Raw genomic sequence first — 18474 nt, forward strand, 5'->3', positions numbered from 1 at the left:
CTTCCATGGAGACGCGCCGTGCAGATCAGATCGCAGTGCAGCTCGAAGAGCTGATATTCGACGGAACCTTCGTCGATGGCCAGCGGCTGGACGAGGTGCGCCTCGCCGAGCATTTCGGCGTCTCCCGCACCCCACTTCGCGAAGCTCTTCAACGGCTTGCGCTCTCCGGTATGGTCGAGATGATCCCGCGCCGCGGCGCCTTCGTCCAACAGCCCGGACCGGTCCAGCTGATGGAGATGTTCGAGGTTATGGCCGAGCTCGAGGCCGCCTGCGGCCGCCTCGCCGCCATGCGCATCACCGACAACGCCCTCGGGGATCTGCGCGCCGCCAATGCCAAATGCCTCGCGGCGGTCGAGGCGCGCGATTCCGACAGCTACTATGCCGAAAACGAGCGCTTTCATCGAATCATCTACCAGCAGTCCGGCAACAGCTTTCTCGAGCAGGAAACCTCCAAACTGCACAAACGCCTCAAGCCCTTCCGCCGCAAGCAGCTCCGTTTCCGGGGCCGCATGGCGCAGTCAATGGCCGAGCACGAGGCGATCGTTGCAGCACTCGAAGATGGCGATGCCGCCTGCGCCGAAGATACCCTTCGCAAGCACGTCGCCGTTCAGGGCGAGAAGTTCCACGTCCTGATGGCCAGCCTCAAACGCGCCGCCGAATAGGGCAGGGCCATCCCGGTCCCGGTCCCGGTCACGTCGCCACCCCCGCCGCGCCGCGCCGCTGCTACGTGGGAAACAGCGGCTCCCGAACGAACCGCTCCGGATCAAGCGCGAAATCGTACATCTTCAGCCCGTCCCCTTGCGGCTTGTAATGCTTGAACAGGCGCTTCTTGCGGCGCGTGTCATATGTCACGCTCAGCCCGGCCCGGTGCTCCTGTCCCGCGCCGAAGGTCAGCAGCGTGGTGATATTGGCCCTGCGGGCCGCCTCCATCATCGTCCGGTGCAGGAAAATATGCTCCAGATGCCCGTATTCGCCCACCGGGTTATGCGTGATGACGATGTCCGGCTCATAAAGCCGCAGCGTCGAAATCGCCGTTTCCAGCAGGGTGGGATAAAGCCCGTGGCTCTCCAGCGGGCGCAGCAGCGATACAGGCGCCGCGCCGTCCGTGTCGTCCTGCACGATATATCGCCGCAGTCGCCGGTATGGCGCTTCCACCGCAAAGGGATACTGGGTGCAGGATACCCCCACATCCGCACAAAGCCGCTGCATGGCGGCGATCCGTGTGTCGCTGTCGGCCCGCCCCTTCATGGGCCTGAAGAAACAGGTGACATGGACCTGCGCCTTTCGAGCGATCTTGCTCAGCAACCCGCCCGCGAACAACAGCTCATCATCCTGATGCGCAGTGCACAGCAGAACCCGCTTGCCCCTGAAATCCTGAAGCCGCACGCTCTGGGCCAGCACCGACGGTCCGATCTCGACAACCTTGAACGTCCGATGCCGCATCGGCGGAAGATCCTCTTCTGGCACCTCTCGGGCCAGCCCGTACTCGATCATCGCGCGGGTCGACGCCCTGACATTCCCGTTCTTGTAATCGCCCTGCATCAGGTAGCCGCGCTCCGCCAGTGCGGGCCAAATGGCCGCCAGCTCCTCCATCCGGTTCAGCTTGCCACCATCCAGATGGATCATGTCGACGGGTCCGAATACCGGCGCGCTCGCCACCTCTCGCAGCCCGTCGATGGCGTCCTGTTTGACGAACCTGAACCGATCCGGAAACCGCTTGAGCAACCATTCCGTCGCCGCTGGCACGAAAATGTCCACGCGCGGCCATGACGGTTTGGCCTGTACCGCAAGATCGATCCCTATCGCCTTCAGATCGGGGTTGGCGTGCAGCGCCAGCAAGACCGCATGCCCGCCCGCGATGCCCACTTCCACGAAACAGCGCGACCGCTGCGCCATCGCCACCAGCGCCTTGCGCTTTGGCTCCATCAGGCTCGACAGGGTCCCTTTGTTGAAATCCTCGTCCTTGTCCGAATAGCATACGTTGCCATTCATGATGACGGGTAATCCCGCGTCTGTCAGCGACTGCGCGATGACCGTGTTGAGCGCCTTCAGATCGCTCAGGAAGCCTTTCGATGTGATCACGTCATCATAACTTTGCACTGCCAAATACTCCCGACAGGCCATCCTCATGAACACCGGACATCGGATCGCATCGTGACGCGCTCCAAGCTCCGCTGAGGCACAGAATCACATCCCCTCGAACGCGCCAAGTCAAAGGCCATCGCGCGACGAATTTTTTTGCCGCCGTGTCCCGCCTGCCTCCAATCGCACGCCCCTGCGCCCGCCGCCTCGCAAACAAAAAACCCCGCGCCGGTTTGGCGCGGGGCAGGGCTGCGGTCAGGGGTCGTGTCGCAGCGCGATGCGGATCAGTTCCAGCCGATCTCGTTGAAAATGGCCTGTGCCTTGGCGGCATTGTCGCCATAGACCGCCGTGCTGGTCTGCGTGTCGGGAATGAAGATGCCCATCCGCGCGGTATCCTCGTCCAGCGGCACGCCGCTCACGGCAGGGTATTCGTTGTTCTGACCGGCGAAATGCGCCTGCGCGAAGTCGCTGGTGAAGAACTCCAGCAGCTGGTCGGCCTCGTCCGAGTTCGGCGCGTTCGCGGCCTTGGCAGCGGTCGACAGGTTCACATGCGCGCCCCGGTCGCCCTGGTTCGGCCAGACAAAGCCCAGATTATCCAGACCCGAGGTCAGCCCCTCGACCTCACCCTCGAAGCCGCGCAGATAGTAATACTGGTTCGACACCGCGATATCGCATTCGCCCGACACGATGCCGCGCAGCTGGTCGGTGTCGCCGCCCTGCGGGGGGCGCGCCATGTTCGCCAGAACGCCCGATGCCCAGTCCCGCGCGGCCTCTTCGCCATGCACATCGATCAAGCCCGCCAGCAGCGACAGGTTGTAGATGTTCGAACCCGAGCGGATGCAGATCGTGTCCTTCCACTTCGGATCGGCCAGCTCCTCATAGGTGCGCGGCGGGTTTTCCACGCGATCCTTGGCATAGAAGATGATCCGCGCGCGCTGCGACACGCCGAACCACATGTTCTCCGGATCCCTAAGATGCGGTGGAATACGCTCGTCGATCACGTCCGAGCTGAACGCCTGCAGCACGCCGGCCTCTTCGGCGCGGCTCGCACGGCCCACATCCACGGTCAGGAATACATCGGCGGGGCTGTTGTCCCCCTCGGCCTGCATCCGGGCGATCAGCTCGTCGGCTTTGGCCTCGATGCGGTTGACCGTGATACCGGTGCGGTTGGTGAACTCCTGATACAGCGCGTCGTCGGTGTCATAGTGGCGGCTGGAATACACGTTGACCTCTTGCGCCAGCGCCGGCAATGCGGTGGCCGACAGCGCAATCGCTGCGATTAGGCTGCGGGAGGGGGATAGCGTCATGAGTCTCTGCCCTTCAGATAACTGAGTGAATTTGTAAGACATTCCTATCTATTTCCGACAAAAACAGTCAATAGAAAATCCGCCCCCGGATAAAACTTTTCCGAGGGCTTTGATTTATCTTTTGAAATCAGGATTTTGCGCTCAGACGCCCAAGGGCCGTCGCGCCCGTTGTCAGTACAAAGATCGCCGCAGCCACACAGACGATCGTCGGTCCCGTGGGGGTATCCAGCACGAAAGACCCCTGCACGCCGCCAAGCGCGGCCAGCGCCGCCAGCCCGACCGCGATCAGCGCCATCCGCTCGGGCGTGGCCGCCAGCGGGCGCGCCGCGGCGGCCGGCACGATCAGCATCGCCGCGATCAGCAGCACGCCCACCACCTTGATCGCCACCGCCACCACCACCGCCAGCGCCAGTGTCAGCCCCAATTGCTCGCGGCGCGGATCAATCCCGCTGGCCTTTGCAAGATCGGGGCTCAGCGTCGCGGTCAACAGCGCCTGCCAGCGCCATGCCAGCAGCGCCACAACCGCCACCGCTCCACCCCAGATCACTGCCAGATCGGCCTTGCCCACCGCCAGGATATCGCCAAAGAGATAGCCCATCAGGTCGATCCGTACGCCCTGAAGGAACGACACCGCCACCAGCCCGAAGGCCAGTGCCGAATGGGCCATCACCCCCAGCAGGGTGTCCATCGCCATGCCGCGCCCCGACAGGCTCGACACCGCCGCCGCCATGATAAGCGCCACCACCAGCGCGCCGGTGAACACCGATATCCCGAAGGCCAGCGCCAGCGCCACGCCAAGGATCGACGCATGCGCCGTGGCGTCTCCGAAATACGCCATCCGCCGCCAGACCACGAAACAGCCAAGCGGCGCCGCCGCCAGCGCCACGCCCAGACCCGCCAGCATGGCGCGAATCAGAAAATCGTCCAGCATCATCGCGCGGCCTCGTGCGTGTGCTCATGCTCATGCTCATGCACATGGTCATGGCCGTGCCCGTCCCCATGGGTGCAGCCGTGGTCATGCTCGTGATCGTGGTCGTGCCGGTACAGCGCCAGCGCCCCCCGTGTGCCTGTGCCGAACAACGCACGGTATTCCTCGGCCTGCGCCACCATCTCGGGCTTGCCCTCGCAGCACACATGCCCGTTCAGACAGATCACCCTGTCGCTCGCGCTCATCACCACGTGCAATTCGTGACTGACCATCAGCACCGCGCAGCCCAGATCGCGCCGCACCTCCTCGATCCGTCGATAGAACACTGCCGATCCCGGCTGGTCCAGCCCCTGCGTCGCCTCGTCCAGCAACAGAAGATCGGGCATCTCCATCAAGGCCCGCGCCAGCAGCACCCGCTGGAACTGCCCCCCGGACAGATCGCCCATTTGCCGTTCCGCCAGATCGGGCAATCCCGCCTGCTCCAGCGCCATGCGCACCACCGCCCTTTCGTGCCGACGCGGCAGGTTCAGGAACCGCCCCACGGTCATCGGAAGCGTCGGATCGATATGCAGCTTTTGCGGCACATAGCCGATCCTCAGCCCCTGTGCGCGCTCCACCTTGCCCGCGCTTGGCGCAACCGCCCCGATCAGGGCGCGCAGCAATGTCGATTTGCCCGATCCGTTTGGGCCGACGATGGTGACGATCTCGCCCCGCTCGATGGCGAAATCCACATCGCTCAGAATCTGTGTGCGCCCGATCCTGACGCTCAGACCCTCGGTCCGGATCAGGCTCATGCCGCCTCCGCCTCTGCGCAGGCCGGGCACAGGCCCACAGCCTCGATCACCGCCTGTTCGATCCGGAACCCCGTGTCCTGCAGCACGCGCCCCAAAAGGCCGCTTGCAGGGTCCGCATGCGTTTCGGCAACGGCATCGCATTTGCGACAGATCAGGAAAGCCGGGGTATGGGTCTCATTGGGATGGGTGCAGGCGATAAAGGCGTTCATCCGCTCGATCTTGTGGGCAAAGCCGTGGCTCACCAGAAAATCCAACGCGCGATAGGCCACGGGTGGTTGCGATCCGATGCCCTCTTCGCGCAGCACATCAAGGATTTCATAGGCGCCCATCGCCCGATGCCCCTCAAGCAGCAATTCCAGCACCCGCCGCCGCACCGGCGTGAATTGCAGGCCCCGGTCCGCACAAGCGGTTTCCACCGCGACCAGACCATCCCGGATGCATCCTTTGTGGTCATGCGTTTCGAATCCTATGGCGTCCATTCGGGCCTCCAAACTGTCAGGGCTTGATATGTTATAAAATTACCATTATCAAGCCGTCCAAATGTTATACTATCACATGGAGAGCCTCATGCGCCTAGCGTCCCCCGTTCTTGCCGCCTTGTGTCTTGCGATCACCGGGGCGGCCCATGCCGACACGCCGCGCGTCGTGGCCGATATCGCCCCGGTCCAGTCGCTTGTCGCCCGTGTGATGGACGGGGCAGGGGCGCCCGAGCTGCTGATCCGCCCCGATGCCTCGCCGCATGCCTATGCGATGCGCCCCTCCGAGGCACGGGCGCTCGAGCAGGCCGATCTGGTGGTCTGGATGGGGCCGGGGCTGACGCCCTGGATGACCGATGCGATCCAGACCCTCGCCGGGGATGCGGCGCATCTGACGCTGCTCACCGCGCCTGAAACCCTCGTGTTGCCGGGCCGCATAGATCCCCGCTTCGCCGCCCATGACCATGGCCACGACCACGCAGGCCACGACGACCACAAGCATGACGACCACGCGGGCCACGACCACGACGACCACAAGCATGACGACCACGCGGGCCACGACCACGACGATCACAAACACGACGATCACGCAGGCCATGACCACGACAAGGCCAAACACGACGACCACGCTGGCCACGACCACGACAAGGCCAAACACGACGACCACGCTGGCCACAGCCACGACACCCATGATCACGCCCATGCCGGTCCCGACCCCCACGCATGGCTCGATCCGGTCAACGCCGTCGCCTGGCTCGGGCTCATCGCCCGCGACCTGTCGGCGATCGACCCCGACAATGCCGACCTCTATGCCGCCAACGCCAAGGCCGCACAGGCCGAACTGACCGCCCTTTCCGACCAGATCGCCGTTGATCTGGCGCCCCTCGCCGATCGCCCCTTTCTGGTCTTTCACGACGCCTACCAGTATTTCGAGGCCCGCTTCGGCGTGACCGCCGCCGGTGCCGTGTCGATCAGCGACGCGTCCGAGCCCGGTCCCGCCCGGCTTGCCGATCTGCGTGCGCTCGTCTCGGAACAGGATGTCGCCTGCATCTTCGCCGAGCCGCAATTCAACACCGCGATCCTCGCCTCGGTCTTCGGCGACGCGCTCCGCATCGGTCAGCTCGACCCGATCGGCGTCGATCACGTGGCCGGTCCCGGTTCCTACCCCGCCATGCTGCGCGGCATGGCCGACGCCATGACCGAGTGTCTCTCTCCGCAGGGCTGAACCGGTCCCATGGGGCGGCCCATCCCGCCGCCCCATCCGCTAAAAACGCAGCGTCAATCTTGCGCTGCATCGCAAACCCCACCATCTTCCCCCCGAGGAGACTGCAACGCCCGTCAGAGGTCGTGTGTAAAGGGGAGGATCGTAAATGACTTTTGCCTCAAGGCAGGATGCGCTCGACATCCAGAATGAAATACCATGGGCCGAGCGGGATCGCCCCGGCTCGCTCTACCAAATGCTGCGCACCACGGTGGATGCCTTCCCCGACCGGCCCGCGATCAGCTATCAGCTGATGTCCGGCGCCTCCGATCCGGCACAGACCATGACCTGGCAGCAATTCCACGAACAGGTCTGCCGCGCCGCCAACCTCTTCCGCAGTCTCAAGATCAACGAAGGCGATGTCGTCGCCCTCATCATGCCCAACACGCTGGAAACGGCGGTCGCCACCATCGGCGCGGCCATCGCGGGCATCGTCAACCCGATCAACCCGCTGCTCGAACCCGAACAGATCGCCGCCATCCTGCGCGAGACCGACGCCCGTGTCGTCGTCACCCTGCGGGCCTTCCCCAAGACCGACATCGCCCAGAAAACAGCCGAAGCCGTGCGCCATGCGCCGCGCGTCCATACCGTGCTCGAGGTCGATCTCAACCGCTACCTCACCCCGCCCAAAAGCTGGATCGTCCCTCTGATCCGGCCCAAGAACCCCGGCAATCACCATGCCGATGTCAAATGCTTCACCCGTGAACTGGCAGCCCAAAGCATCACGCTGAAATTCGACGATCCCGGCACCGACCGTGTCGCTGCCTATTTCCACACCGGTGGCACCACCGGCATGCCCAAGGTCGCGCAGCACCGCTATGCGGGCATGGTGTATAACGGCTGGCTGGGGCATCGGCTCCTGTTCACCGAACAAGACAGCGTGATGTGCCCGCTGCCACTGTTTCATGTCTTCGCCTGCCATGTGATCCTGATGGCGATGATCAAATCCGGCGCGCATGTGGTCTTCCCGACGCCCGCGGGCTATCGCGGCGAGGGGGTGTTCGACAATTTCTGGAAACTTTGTGAACGCTGGAAAACCACCTTCGTCATCACCGTGCCCACCGCCGTCTCGGCGCTGATGCAGCGCAAGGTCGATGCCGATGTCTCCTCGGTCAAGAACGCGTTTTCCGGCTCGGCCCCGATGCCGCTCGAACTGTTCAAGCGATTCGAATCCGCCACCGGCATGACCGTTATCGAAGGCTACGGGTTGACCGAAGCCACCTGCCTTGTGTCGTGCAACCCGCCCGAAGGCGCCAAGAAAGTGGGCTCCGTCGGCGTGCCCTTCCCCTACACGGATGTGCGCATCTACAAGACCGACGCCGCAGGCGCGCCTGTCGAATGTGCCACCGACGAAGTGGGCGAGATCTGCATTTCGAATCCCGGCGTCTATGCTGGCAACACCTATACCGAAACCGCCAAGAACGCCGATCTTTACCATCACGACACCTATCTGCGCACCGGCGATCTGGGCCGCGTCGATGCCGATGGCTATCTGTGGATCACCGGACGCGCCAAGGATCTCATCATTCGCGGTGGCCACAATATCGACCCCGCCGATATCGAAGAGGCGCTGATGGCCCATCACGATGTCGCCATGGCCGGCGCCATCGGCCAGCCCGACGCCCATTCCGGTGAGCTGCCCTGCGCCTATGTCGAGCTTGTCGAAGGCGCAACCGCCACAGCCGAAGAGCTGCTGGAACACTGCAAGGTCCATGTGCATGAACGCGCCGCCGTGCCTCGCCATGTCGAAGTGCTCGATGAATTGCCCAAGACGGCTGTCGGCAAGGTGTTCAAGCCCGATCTGCGCAAGCGCGCCATCACCCGCATCTATGATGCCGCCTTGGCCGAGGCGGGGCTCGAGGCCCGTGTCTCCGAGGTGATCGATTCCAAGAAACGTGGCCTTGTGGCCCGGCTCGAACGCACCGGCGATGTCGACGAGGCGCAGGTGGGGCATGTGCTGGGGCAGTTCACTCGGCCCTGGGAATGGGCCGACGCCGCCACCTCCGAAGCCGCCTGACGCATAGGGGGCACGCCACAACGCAAAACCCCGGCCGCTGATCGCGACCGGGGTTTTTTCGATCTTGCAACGCGGCGTGATCCTCGATCAGCTCACATCCTTGTAGCTGATTTCCTTGTGGTTCTCGCCCAAGCGCCCACGCCGCACCAACAGCCGGTTCAGCGCGTTGACATAGGCTTTGGCGCTGGCCACCACCGTATCCGTATCCGCTGACTGGCCGGTGGCGATATTGCCTTCTTCCTCCAGCCGCACGGAAACCGTCGCCTGCGCGTCGGTGCCTTCGGTCACGGCGTGCACCTGATACAGCGACAGATGCGCGTCGTTCGGGTGCAGGTCGCGCACAGCCTTGAACGTGGCATCCACCGGTCCATCGCCGGTCTGACGGGTGCTCTTTTCCACGCCATCGATGGTCATCACCAGATCGGCCTCCGCAGGTCCACCCGTGCCGCAGACGACCCGCAGCGACTTGATGACCAGCCGGTCGGTCGCCTCGTCCTCGCCCGCGCGCATCAGCGCAATCAGGTCCTCCTCATAGACTTCCTTCTTGCGATCAGCGAGATCCTTGAACCGCACGAACATGTCGTTGAGCTGGTTCTCGGCCAGCTCATAGCCCAGATCCTTCAGCTTCGCGCGCAGCGCCGCCCGCCCCGAATGCTTGCCCAGAACGATATTGGTCTCCGACAGGCCCACATCCTCGGGGCGCATGATCTCGAAGGTCTCGGCGTTCTTCAGCATCCCGTCCTGATGGATGCCGGATTCGTGGGCAAAGGCGTTCTTGCCGACGATCGCCTTGTTGTATTGCACCGGAAACCCGCTGACCGTGGCGACCCGGCGCGAGATGTTCATGATCTTGCGGCTGTCCACCCCGGTGACATAGGGCATGATGTCCCCGCGCACCTTCAGCGCCATCACCACCTCTTCGAGTGCCGTGTTGCCCGCGCGCTCGCCCAGCCCGTTGATCGTGCATTCGATCTGCCGCGCACCGCCTGCGACCGCGGCCAGCGCATTGGCCGTCGCCAGCCCCAGATCGTTGTGGCAATGGGTGGCGAAAATCACCTCGTCGGCACCCGGCACCTCTTCGATCAGGCGCCGGATCAGATCGGCGCTTTCCACCGGCGCAGTATAGCCCACCGTGTCGGGAATGTTGATCGTGCTGGCCCCGGCCTTGATCGCGATCTCCACCACGCGGCGCAGGTAATCCCACTCGGTCCGCGTCGCATCCATCGGCGACCATTGCACATTGTCGCACAGGTTGCGCGCATGGGTCACCGTCTCATGGATGCGCTCGGCCATCTCGTCCTGCGTCAGGTTCGGGATCGCGCGATGCAGCGGCGAGGTGCCGATGAACGTGTGGATGCGTGGCGAATTGGCGTGTTTCACCGCCTCCCAGCACCGGTCGATATCCTTGAGATTGGCGCGGGCCAGCCCGCAGATCGTCGCGTCCTTCGACAGCTTGGCGATCTCGCTCACCGCGCGGAAATCCCCCTCCGAGGCGATCGGGAAACCGGCCTCGATGATATCCACGCCCATCTCGTCCAGCAGCCCCGCGATCTCCAGCTTTTCCTCGTGGGTCATGGTCGCGCCGGGGCTCTGCTCGCCATCGCGCAGGGTCGTGTCGAAAATCAGCACACGGTCCTTGCCTGAATCTTGCGATGCACGCTCTGTGATCTTGTCAGTCATGTCGGGTCTCGTTTGTTGTCCTAAGCCTCTTGGCGCGAAACGGCACAGCCTCTGAGCGGTCGCGCCGGGATGGCACGCTCAGAGGCGGCTTAGGATCAGCAGGGCGCAAACGCAACCCGCAGCGCGCGGCAAAGCCCCGGGCGTGCTGGCGAAAGCGATATGATCCTGCGGTTTCATGCGCCAAAGTATATGCATCGCGTGCCCCGATGAAAACCCCCGATTATACTCCGCTTGCAAGGCTTGAACCGCGCCCCCTCCAGCCTAGCTGGCAGCCTCATGGATACAGCACTCATCATCGGCGCGTCGGGCGGCATCGGTCAGGCGCTATCGGCGGCCCTCACCGCGAGCGGCACGGCCGTTACCGGCTTGTCGCGCCGCGATCATGGCTTTGATATCACCGACCCGGCCTCGGTCGAGGCGGCCCTCTCGCCGCTCACCGGCCCGTTCGATTTGATCTTCGTGGCCACGGGCGGCCTTGAAATCAACGGCCAGCGCCCGGAAAAATCCCTCAAGGAAGTCACCGCCCAATCCCTTCAGGATCAATTCGCGCTCAATTGCATCGGCCCGTCTCTGGTGCTGAAACACGCCCCCAGGCTTCTGCCGCGCGACCGGCGCGCGGTGTTCGCCGCGCTCTCGGCGCGAGTGGGCTCTATCGGCGACAATGGCTATGGCGGCTGGTATGCCTACCGCACCGCCAAGGCGGCGCTCAACCAGATGGTCCATACCGGCGCCATCGAACTGGCCCGCTCGCATCGCGCGTCGATCTGCGTGACGCTGCATCCCGGCACCGTGGAGACGGCGCTGACGGCCAGATACGCCCGTGGCCATCCCACCGTGACACCCGACACCGCCGCCGCCAATCTTCTGTCGGTGCTGGATGGGCTGACCCCGGACGACACCGGGCGCTTCTTCGATTGGGCAGGGACGCCCGTGCCATGGTGAAACGCCTTGTTCTGGTGCTGGGTGACCAGCTGAGCCATGCGCTGTCGGCCTTGCGCGCCGCCGACAAGGCCCATGACCTGATCGTCATGGCCGAGGTCGGGGACGAGGCGGGCTATGTCCCCCATCACCCGAAGAAAATCGCGCTCGTCTTTTCGGCCATGCGCCATTTCGCCGATGACCTCACTGCCGATGGCTGGCAGGTGGCCTATACCAAGCTCGATGACGCGGATGCGTCGCGCTCGATCGTGGGCGAGCTGATGCGCCGGGGTCAGGAGCATGGCACAAGCGAGGTGATCGCCACCCGCCCCGGTGAATGGCGCCTGATCTCGGCACTGGATGATGCGCCCCTGTCGGTGACGATGCTCCCCGATGATCGGTTCGTCTGTTCGCTGGAGGCGTTCGACACATGGGCCGAGGGGCGCAAGGAATTGCGCATGGAATGGTTCTACCGCGAGATGCGCCGCAAGACCGGCCTGATGATGGAGGGTGACAAACCCGCGGGCGGCAAATGGAATTTCGACCATGACAATCGCAAACCCGCCTCGGGCGATCTCTTGCGTGCCAAACCCCTTCGCTTCGCGCCCGATGCGATCACCGCCGAGGTACTCGATCTGGTCGAGAGCCGCTTTGGCGACACTTTCGGCACCCTTCGCCCGTTTCACTATGCCGTAACCCGCGCCGATGCGCTGCGCGCGCTCGATCATTTCGCAACGCATCTTCTGGCAGGATTCGGGGATTATCAGGACGCGATGCTGATGCAGGATCCGTTCCTGCATCATTCGATCCTGTCGCCCTATCTCAATCTGGGGCTGCTCGGACCGCTCGAGATCTGCCAGCGCGTCGAGGCCGAATGGCAGGCGGGCCGCGTGCCGATCAATGCCTCCGAAGGCTATATCCGGCAGGTGATCGGCTGGCGCGAATACATGCGCGGCATCTATTTCCGCGAAGGCCCGGACTATACCTCGCGCAACGTGCTGGGCCATGACCGTGCCTTGCCCGCGCTCTATTGGGGCGCGCCGACGCGGATGAATTGCCTCTCGCATGCCGTGGCCCAGACCCGTGACGAGGCCTATGCCCATCACATCCAGCGGCTCATGGTCACCGGCAATTTCGCCCTTCTGGCGGGGATCGACCCGCATCAGGTCCATGAATGGTATCTCGCCGTCTATATCGACGCCTATGAATGGGTCGAGGCGCCCAACACCATCGGCATGAGCCAGTTCGCCGATGGCGGAATCGTCGGATCGAAACCCTATGTGTCCTCGGGCAATTACATCGCCAAAATGTCCGATTACTGCTCGGACTGCGCCTATGCGGTGAAGGACAAGACCGGCGCGCGGGCCTGCCCGTTCAACCTGCTCTATTGGGATTTCCTGATCCGCCACCGCGACCGCTTCGCGCGCAACCCGCGCATGGCGCAGATGTATCGCACATGGGACAGGATGGACGCGGCGCGCCGCGATACGGTGCTGTCCGAAGCGACGGCGTTTCTGGCGCGGCTCGACGCGGGCGAGGCGGTCTGACGTTTCGCTGCGTGTCGGGCCGGGCAGGGGGCCAGCCCCCGCCGTTGAAATCCCTCAAGGGGGATTTCAACGCCTCCCCCGGGATATTTTCGGCCAGAAGAAACGCTTGACGCAAGAAGTGCTGGCCAGGGCCTATTCGGCTGGCGGCGCCTCGGGGGGCGCTGCCGGAGCGGCGGCGTCTGATGTATCGGTTGCCGGAGCATCTGAGTCCGACGGCGTGGGAGGGGTGTCGGCGTCCTCTGCGCTGCGGGTCTGGGAGGTGAGCGCGCCGTTCTCCCATGTGCCGCTGTCCTCTTCGCCCGAGGCATAGCGCATCGTGCCGCTGCCTTGCCGTTTGCCATTGAGGAAGGTGCCTTCGTAGATGTCGCCATTGGTATAGGTGGCCACACCCTGACCCGAGATTTCGCCCGCCTGCCATTCACCGTCATAGATGAAGCCGTCTGGCATGGTGATCTTGCCCTGGCCATGGCGCTGCCCGTCGCGGAACGTGCCTTCATAGACGGTGCCATCGGGATAGGTGGCGATCCCCTGACCATGGCGCTGGCCGTTTTCCCACTGGCCTTCATAGCGGTAGCCATCGGCATAGGTCATCACGCCGAAGCCGTGATTGCGGGCGTTTTCGAAGGCGCCTTCGTAGACGACGCCGTTGGGATAGGTGGCGCGGCCTTGCCCGTCGATCACGCCGCCGCGCCAGTCGCCCTCATAGGTCGAGCCGTCGGGATAGGTGATCCGCCCCGTGCCATTGGCCAGGTCGTCGCGAAATTCGCCAACATAGATCGAGCCATCGGGATAGGTGACCTGCCCCTCGCCCGAGATGTTGCCCGCCACCCAAGACCCTTCGTAGCGATAGCCGTCGGTGCCGGTGAACACGCCCTGACCATGGCGGCGGTCGTCCTGAAAGCTGCCCTCGTAGATGTCGCCATTGGCATAGGTGACCTTGCCCTGACCCTCGCGGCGGCCCGCCACCAGCGTGCCTTCGTAGACATCGCCATTGGGCTGGGTCAGCCGCCCCTCGCCATCGATCTGGCCGGCTTTCCACAGGCCCTCATAGATCAGCCCGTCGGGCATGGTGAGCTTGCCCTCGCCCTCGCGGGCGCCGCGGCTGACCTCGCCGTCATAGACCGCGCCGTCGGGATAGGTGATCGTGGCGCGCCCGTCCTTGACGCCGTTGACCCAATCGCCCTCATAGACATAGCCCCCGGGGCTTTCCATCCGGCCCTTGCCGTGGTGCATCGCGTTGCGGAACCCGCCCTCGTAGCGCACGCCGTTGGCATAGACCGCGACGCCCTGACCGGTGATCTTGCCATCCAGCCAGCTGCCCTCATAGGTGCCGCCATCGGCAAAAACGATCCGGCCCACCCCTTCGGGTTTGCCCTTGGCGAACTCCCCCTCATAGACCGAGCCGTTGGGAAAGCGCGCCACGCCCTGGCCGCGGATTTCGCCATCCACCCACTCGCCCGAATATTCATAGCCATTGGGCAGCGTATAGGTCCCGGTGCCGTGCTGCAGCCCGTTGCGGAATGTGCCCTCATAGATGCCGCCATCGTCATATTGCTTCGTGCGCAGCTCGCCGTCCTGTGCTGCCACGGTGCCGGCCGCCAGAATGGCGCCTGCACAGACGATGCCCTTGCGTGTAAAGCTCATGTCACTTCCCGGATCCCGAAGCCCGCGCCATGCGGGGTCGCGCAAAACCTAGTGGAGCGTCGCAGGGCTGACAACGGCTTTTGCCCAAATCGGCTTTCCCTCGCGCACCGATCTGCTAAATCAAACCCCGAATGCAAGCACGAGGCACCCGCATGGCCGACAGCTTTCGCCTGACGCTGGCGCAATGGAACCCGACGATGGGCGATCTGGACGGCAATGCCGATCTGGCGCGGCGCGCGTGGCGGACGGGCCGCGAGGCGGGCGCCAATCTCGTCGCGCTGCCCGAGATGTTCATCACCGGCTACAACACCCAAGACCTGGTGATGAAGCCCGCCTTCCATACCGCCGCCATCGCCGCGATCGAGAGCCTCGCGCGCGACTGCGCCGATGGTCCGGCACTGGCCATCGGCGGCCCGGCCCTGCAGGATGGCGTGCTTTATAACGCCTATTACATCCTGCAGGAGGGCCGCATCGCCTCGCGCGTGTTCAAGCATCACCTGCCCAACGAGACCGTGTTCGACGAAAAGCGCATCTATGCCGCAGGCGCTGTGACAGGCCCTTATGCGGTGGACGGTCTTCGCATCGGCAGCCCGATCTGCGAGGACAGCTGGTACGAGGATGTCGCCGAAACCCTGGCCGAGACCGGCGCGCAGATCCTTCTGGTGCCCAACGGCTCGCCCTATTACCGCCAGAAGCTGTCACACCGCCATCAGATCATGGTCGCGCGGGTGATCGAGACGGGGCTGCCGCTGATCTATCTCAACCTCGTAGGAGGGCAGGACGACCAGGTGTTCGATGGCGGCAGCTTCGCGCTCAATCCCGGGGGGGCGCTGGCCCTGCAGATGCCCCTGATGCAGGAGGCGACCGCCCATCTGGACCTCACCCGAACCGAGGATGGCTGGCGGATCACGCCGTCGGATCTGGCGCCGGTCCCGGACGCGATGGAGCAGGATTACCACGCCATGGTGCTCAGCCTGCGCGATTACCTCCGCAAAACCGGCTTTCGCAAGGTTCTGCTGGGGCTTTCGGGGGGGATCGACAGCGCGCTGGTGGCCTGTGTCGCCGTCGATGCGCTGGGGCCTGAAAATGTCCGCTGCGTCATGCTGCCTTCGGACTATACCTCTCAGGCGTCGCTGGACGATGCCGAGACGTTGGCCCGGACCCTTGGCTGCCGCTACGACACGGTCCCGATCGCCGAGGGCCGGCAGGCCATCACCCGCACGCTTGCGCCGCTCTTCGAAGGCACCGCGCCGGATATCACCGAGGAAAACATCCAGTCCCGTCTGCGGGGCCTGTTGCTGATGGCGATGTCCAACAAGTTCGGCGAGATGCTTTTGACCACGGGCAACAAATCCGAAGTGGCCGTGGGATATGCCACGATCTACGGCGACATGGCCGGGGGCTACAACCCGCTCAAGGACATGTACAAGACCCGCGTCTTCGACACGTGCCGCTGGCGCAACACGGTGCATCGCGACTGGATGATGGGTCCTGTGGGCGCGGTCATTCCGCAGCGCGTCATCGACAGGCCGCCAAGCGCCGAACTGGCCCCCGATCAGCGCGACGAAGACAGCCTGCCCGCCTATTCGGTGCTGGACGGCATTCTTGAGATTCTCGTCGATCAGGACGGATCGATCGCCGATTGCGTCGCGGCGGGCTTTGATCGCGCCGATGCCAGCCGCGTGGAGCATTTGCTTTACATATCTGAATACAAACGCTTTCAGTCCGCGCCCGGCACCCGGCTGAGCAAGCGGGCGTTCTGGCTGGACCGGCGCTATCCGATCGCCAATCGCTGGCGCGACAAAGGCTGATCCGCCCGGGCATTCGGTCTTGTATGTCACTGTTTTCAAATTATATAATTTCCAGACTGTGTTTTTGTATTCAGTGATTCACCAAACGTTCCCCCAAATAGTTTCCGCCACATAGATGGCAGGAGAAGTCCATGTTCCGTGTCGCAAGCGCGGTTGTCGCGCTGTCCGCTTGGTTTTGCACCCTCGCGATCGCCGAGCAGCACACCCTGACCGAACGCTACGAGACGATGGGCACCATAGAGGCCCAGGTGGGCGACACGACCTACAGCATGGTCGTGGCCTATGATGTGGCCCGAAACCGCCCTCATGCCGAACAAAAGGCGATCATGGGGACCTTTCTGACGATCAACCTCCTCGGCCATGTGGTGGCGCAGGATGGGACGCCCGACCGTCCGATCCTTCAGGTCACGCTGCAGAAACGCGAGGGCAACATGTCACTTGTGTCTGCCGAACTCCTCGACGATCTGGGTTATGGAGCGCCATTGGTCATGGGCGGCGATGGCGGGCGGGGGGCGCTTGTCTCTTTCGAGCTGGAGGACAGTGTCGTGTCCGGCAAGATCGAGGGCATGTTCCTGCGGCTCGATGGCTATGCCCCGAACCGCAGCATCGCCGCAGGGACGACACCCATACCTGCCACCATTGAATGGGACGTGACCCTGCCGCCCCTGCAATAGGGGTGTGTCCAGGGCATCCCGTGTCGCGTCATTCATCATGCAGTCATCCCGTATCCTTCGGTTCGATTGGCGAGTCGATGAAGGGCAGTAGACAGCACATGGGTTAAGATTCGGTTTAACGCCGCGCGCGCCGGGGAATAAGGGGGTGATTTGTGTACGGGATGGACACAACTCCGCGAATTCACGGGCGATTTGGTCCCAAACGCGTGTAGGTTTCGTACAAATCCTACACAAGGCCGCCGATCATTCCCACCAGCGGTCGATCGTCGCGATGTCTTCGTCCGACCAGCCGAAATGATGGGCGAATTCGTGGATCGTCACATGGGCGATCAGCCGGTCCAGATCCACATCCTCCCGGTCGCGCCATTCCGCCAGGATCGGCTTCCGGAACAGCCAGACGGTATCGGGTGCAAGCGGTTGATCCATATATGATTTTTCGGTGACGGGAATGCCTTCGTAAAGCCCGGTCAGCTCCAGCGGGTCGTCGATATCCAGCTCCCGGAGCATGTCCTGCGCGGGCCAGTCCACGACCCGCAGCGCCACGTCGCGCGCCAGTTTTGCGAACGGTTCGGGCAGCGCCTCCACCGTCTCGCGGGCAATGGTTTCCATCTCGTTGATATCCATGGTTATTTCGATATCCCATGTGATGTGCGACCTGCAACATCCCTTTGAGAAGACAGCGAAAAAACGACTCTAGCCGCGTCGGAGACCGGCGGGCGGGGGCCTTGGCTGCGTGATATGGATGCGCGACACAACATCTGGGGTTTTGTCGTCATGATCGCCGTGCACACCGATCCGCTTGCGTTCAGCGCCACGGAATGCATTGAAATCCTTGGGCTTGTTGCCTCGGCCCCCACACAGGATGCCGGTCTGGTGCGCCAGCAGCGCGATCACAATCTGCGCCGCGCGGATCTTGTGTGGCTGGATGACGTGCCCGGTGCGGATTGGGTCATGGGCCGCATCATCGAAGTTGTGCGGCGTGCCAACGCGAGTGTTTTCATGTTTGATATCAACGCGTTCGAGGAAAGTCCTCAGGTGGCATGCTATGATGCGGCGCGCGAGGGGCATTTCGACTGGCATAGTGACATAGGTGCCGGACCTCTGGCGGCGCGGCGCAAGCTCACCATGGTCGTGCAGCTTTCGGACCCGTCAACATATAGTGGTGGAGAGCTTCAGCTCATGCCCGGTGCGGGCATCATCCCGGCCCGCTCCGAGCAGGGGGCTGCCACCGTCTTCCCCGGCTTCGTCCTGCATCGCGTCACCCCGGTCACCTCCGGGATGCGCTACTCCCTGACGGTCTGGGCGCATGGGCCAGCCTTTCGCTAAGCCCATGCT

Annotated in this window: 16 protein-coding genes; 8 read left to right on the forward strand and 8 right to left on the reverse strand. The window is 63.7% G+C overall.

The features are described 5' to 3' along the window. The first annotated feature begins 5 nt into the window (after nt 1–5). Complete coding sequence (locus RAZWK3B_RS15895; RefSeq protein WP_007816929.1) at nt 6–662, forward strand: GntR family transcriptional regulator; 657 nt, start codon at nt 6–8, stop codon at nt 660–662. 61 nt (nt 663–723) lie between these two features. Here the strand turns inward: RAZWK3B_RS15895 and RAZWK3B_RS15900 are convergent, their stop codons facing one another. The 5 genes from RAZWK3B_RS15900 to RAZWK3B_RS15920 form a co-directional block, all read right to left on the reverse strand. Beyond that, nucleotides 724–2100 (reverse strand): PIG-L family deacetylase, encoded by a 1377-nt coding sequence (locus RAZWK3B_RS15900; protein ID WP_157132285.1) that lies wholly within the window; start codon nt 2098–2100, stop codon nt 724–726. Nucleotides 2101–2366: 266 nt separating this feature from the next. Then, nucleotides 2367–3389 carry a Fe(3+) ABC transporter substrate-binding protein gene (locus tag RAZWK3B_RS15905; protein WP_007816933.1) on the reverse strand — a complete coding sequence of 341 codons (1023 nt, stop codon included), beginning with the start codon at nt 3387–3389 and terminating at the stop codon, nt 2367–2369. 127 nt (nt 3390–3516) lie between these two features. After that, complete coding sequence (locus RAZWK3B_RS15910; RefSeq protein WP_007816935.1) at nt 3517–4323, reverse strand: metal ABC transporter permease; 807 nt, start codon at nt 4321–4323, stop codon at nt 3517–3519. Continuing rightward, nucleotides 4320–5111: a metal ABC transporter ATP-binding protein gene (locus tag RAZWK3B_RS15915; RefSeq protein ID WP_007816936.1), complete on the reverse strand. Its 792-nt coding sequence runs from the start codon at nt 5109–5111 to the stop codon at nt 4320–4322. The genes RAZWK3B_RS15910 and RAZWK3B_RS15915 overlap by 4 nt, the downstream gene beginning before the upstream one ends. Continuing rightward, nucleotides 5108–5590, reverse strand: a complete 483-nt coding sequence (locus RAZWK3B_RS15920; RefSeq protein ID WP_007816937.1) for a transcriptional repressor — start codon at nt 5588–5590, stop codon at nt 5108–5110. Before RAZWK3B_RS15920 ends, RAZWK3B_RS15915 begins: the two co-directional genes overlap by 4 nt. 88 nt (nt 5591–5678) lie before the next feature. Between RAZWK3B_RS15920 and RAZWK3B_RS15925 the strand changes: the two genes are divergently transcribed. Beyond that, entirely contained in the window at nt 5679–6812 is a 1134-nt protein-coding gene (locus RAZWK3B_RS15925; RefSeq protein WP_007816939.1) for a zinc ABC transporter substrate-binding protein, read from the forward strand. 145 nt (nt 6813–6957) lie between these two features. After that, nucleotides 6958–8865, forward strand: a complete 1908-nt coding sequence (locus RAZWK3B_RS15930) for an acyl-CoA synthetase (RefSeq protein WP_007816943.1) — start codon at nt 6958–6960, stop codon at nt 8863–8865. Between the two features lie 87 nt (nt 8866–8952). Here the strand turns inward: RAZWK3B_RS15930 and RAZWK3B_RS15935 are convergent, their stop codons facing one another. Then, entirely contained in the window at nt 8953–10545 is a 1593-nt protein-coding gene (locus tag RAZWK3B_RS15935) for a 2-isopropylmalate synthase (protein ID WP_007816945.1), read from the reverse strand. Between the two features lie 276 nt (nt 10546–10821). On the opposite strand from RAZWK3B_RS15935, the gene RAZWK3B_RS15940 reads away from it, so the two are divergent. Both RAZWK3B_RS15940 and RAZWK3B_RS15945 read left to right on the forward strand, forming a co-directional pair. After that, entirely contained in the window at nt 10822–11487 is a 666-nt protein-coding gene (locus RAZWK3B_RS15940; RefSeq protein WP_007816947.1) for an SDR family NAD(P)-dependent oxidoreductase, read from the forward strand. Continuing rightward, entirely contained in the window at nt 11481–13010 is a 1530-nt protein-coding gene (locus RAZWK3B_RS15945; RefSeq protein WP_007816949.1) for a cryptochrome/photolyase family protein, read from the forward strand. The genes RAZWK3B_RS15940 and RAZWK3B_RS15945 overlap by 7 nt, the downstream gene beginning before the upstream one ends. 132 nt (nt 13011–13142) lie before the next feature. On the opposite strand, the gene RAZWK3B_RS15950 is transcribed toward RAZWK3B_RS15945, so the two are convergent. After that, nucleotides 13143–14654, reverse strand: a complete 1512-nt coding sequence (locus RAZWK3B_RS15950) for an MORN repeat-containing protein (protein WP_007816951.1) — start codon at nt 14652–14654, stop codon at nt 13143–13145. A gap of 152 nt (nt 14655–14806) precedes the next feature. Between RAZWK3B_RS15950 and RAZWK3B_RS15955 the strand changes: the two genes are divergently transcribed. Beyond that, nucleotides 14807–16465, forward strand: coding sequence for an NAD+ synthase (locus tag RAZWK3B_RS15955; RefSeq protein WP_007816953.1), 1659 nt, complete (start codon nt 14807–14809; stop codon nt 16463–16465). Nucleotides 16466–16596: 131 nt separating this feature from the next. Beyond that, nucleotides 16597–17139 (forward strand): hypothetical protein, encoded by a 543-nt coding sequence (locus RAZWK3B_RS15960; RefSeq protein ID WP_007816954.1) that lies wholly within the window; start codon nt 16597–16599, stop codon nt 17137–17139. Nucleotides 17140–17382: 243 nt separating this feature from the next. Here RAZWK3B_RS15960 and RAZWK3B_RS15965 read toward each other — a convergent pair whose 3' ends face one another. After that, the gene (locus RAZWK3B_RS15965; RefSeq protein WP_007816956.1) at nt 17383–17763 is read right to left on the reverse strand and encodes a metallopeptidase family protein; all 381 of its coding nucleotides are present in this window, start codon (nt 17761–17763) and stop codon (nt 17383–17385) included. 114 nt (nt 17764–17877) lie between these two features. Here RAZWK3B_RS15965 and RAZWK3B_RS15970 point away from each other — a divergent pair, with 114 nt between their 5' ends. After that, nucleotides 17878–18465 (forward strand): 2OG-Fe(II) oxygenase, encoded by a 588-nt coding sequence (locus RAZWK3B_RS15970; RefSeq protein WP_007816958.1) that lies wholly within the window; start codon nt 17878–17880, stop codon nt 18463–18465. Nucleotides 18466–18474 lie beyond the last annotated feature (9 nt).

Origin of the sequence: Roseobacter sp. AzwK-3b (genome assembly GCF_000170875.1) — a bacterium.
Taxonomy (GTDB): domain Bacteria; phylum Pseudomonadota; class Alphaproteobacteria; order Rhodobacterales; family Rhodobacteraceae; genus Roseovarius; species Roseovarius litoreus.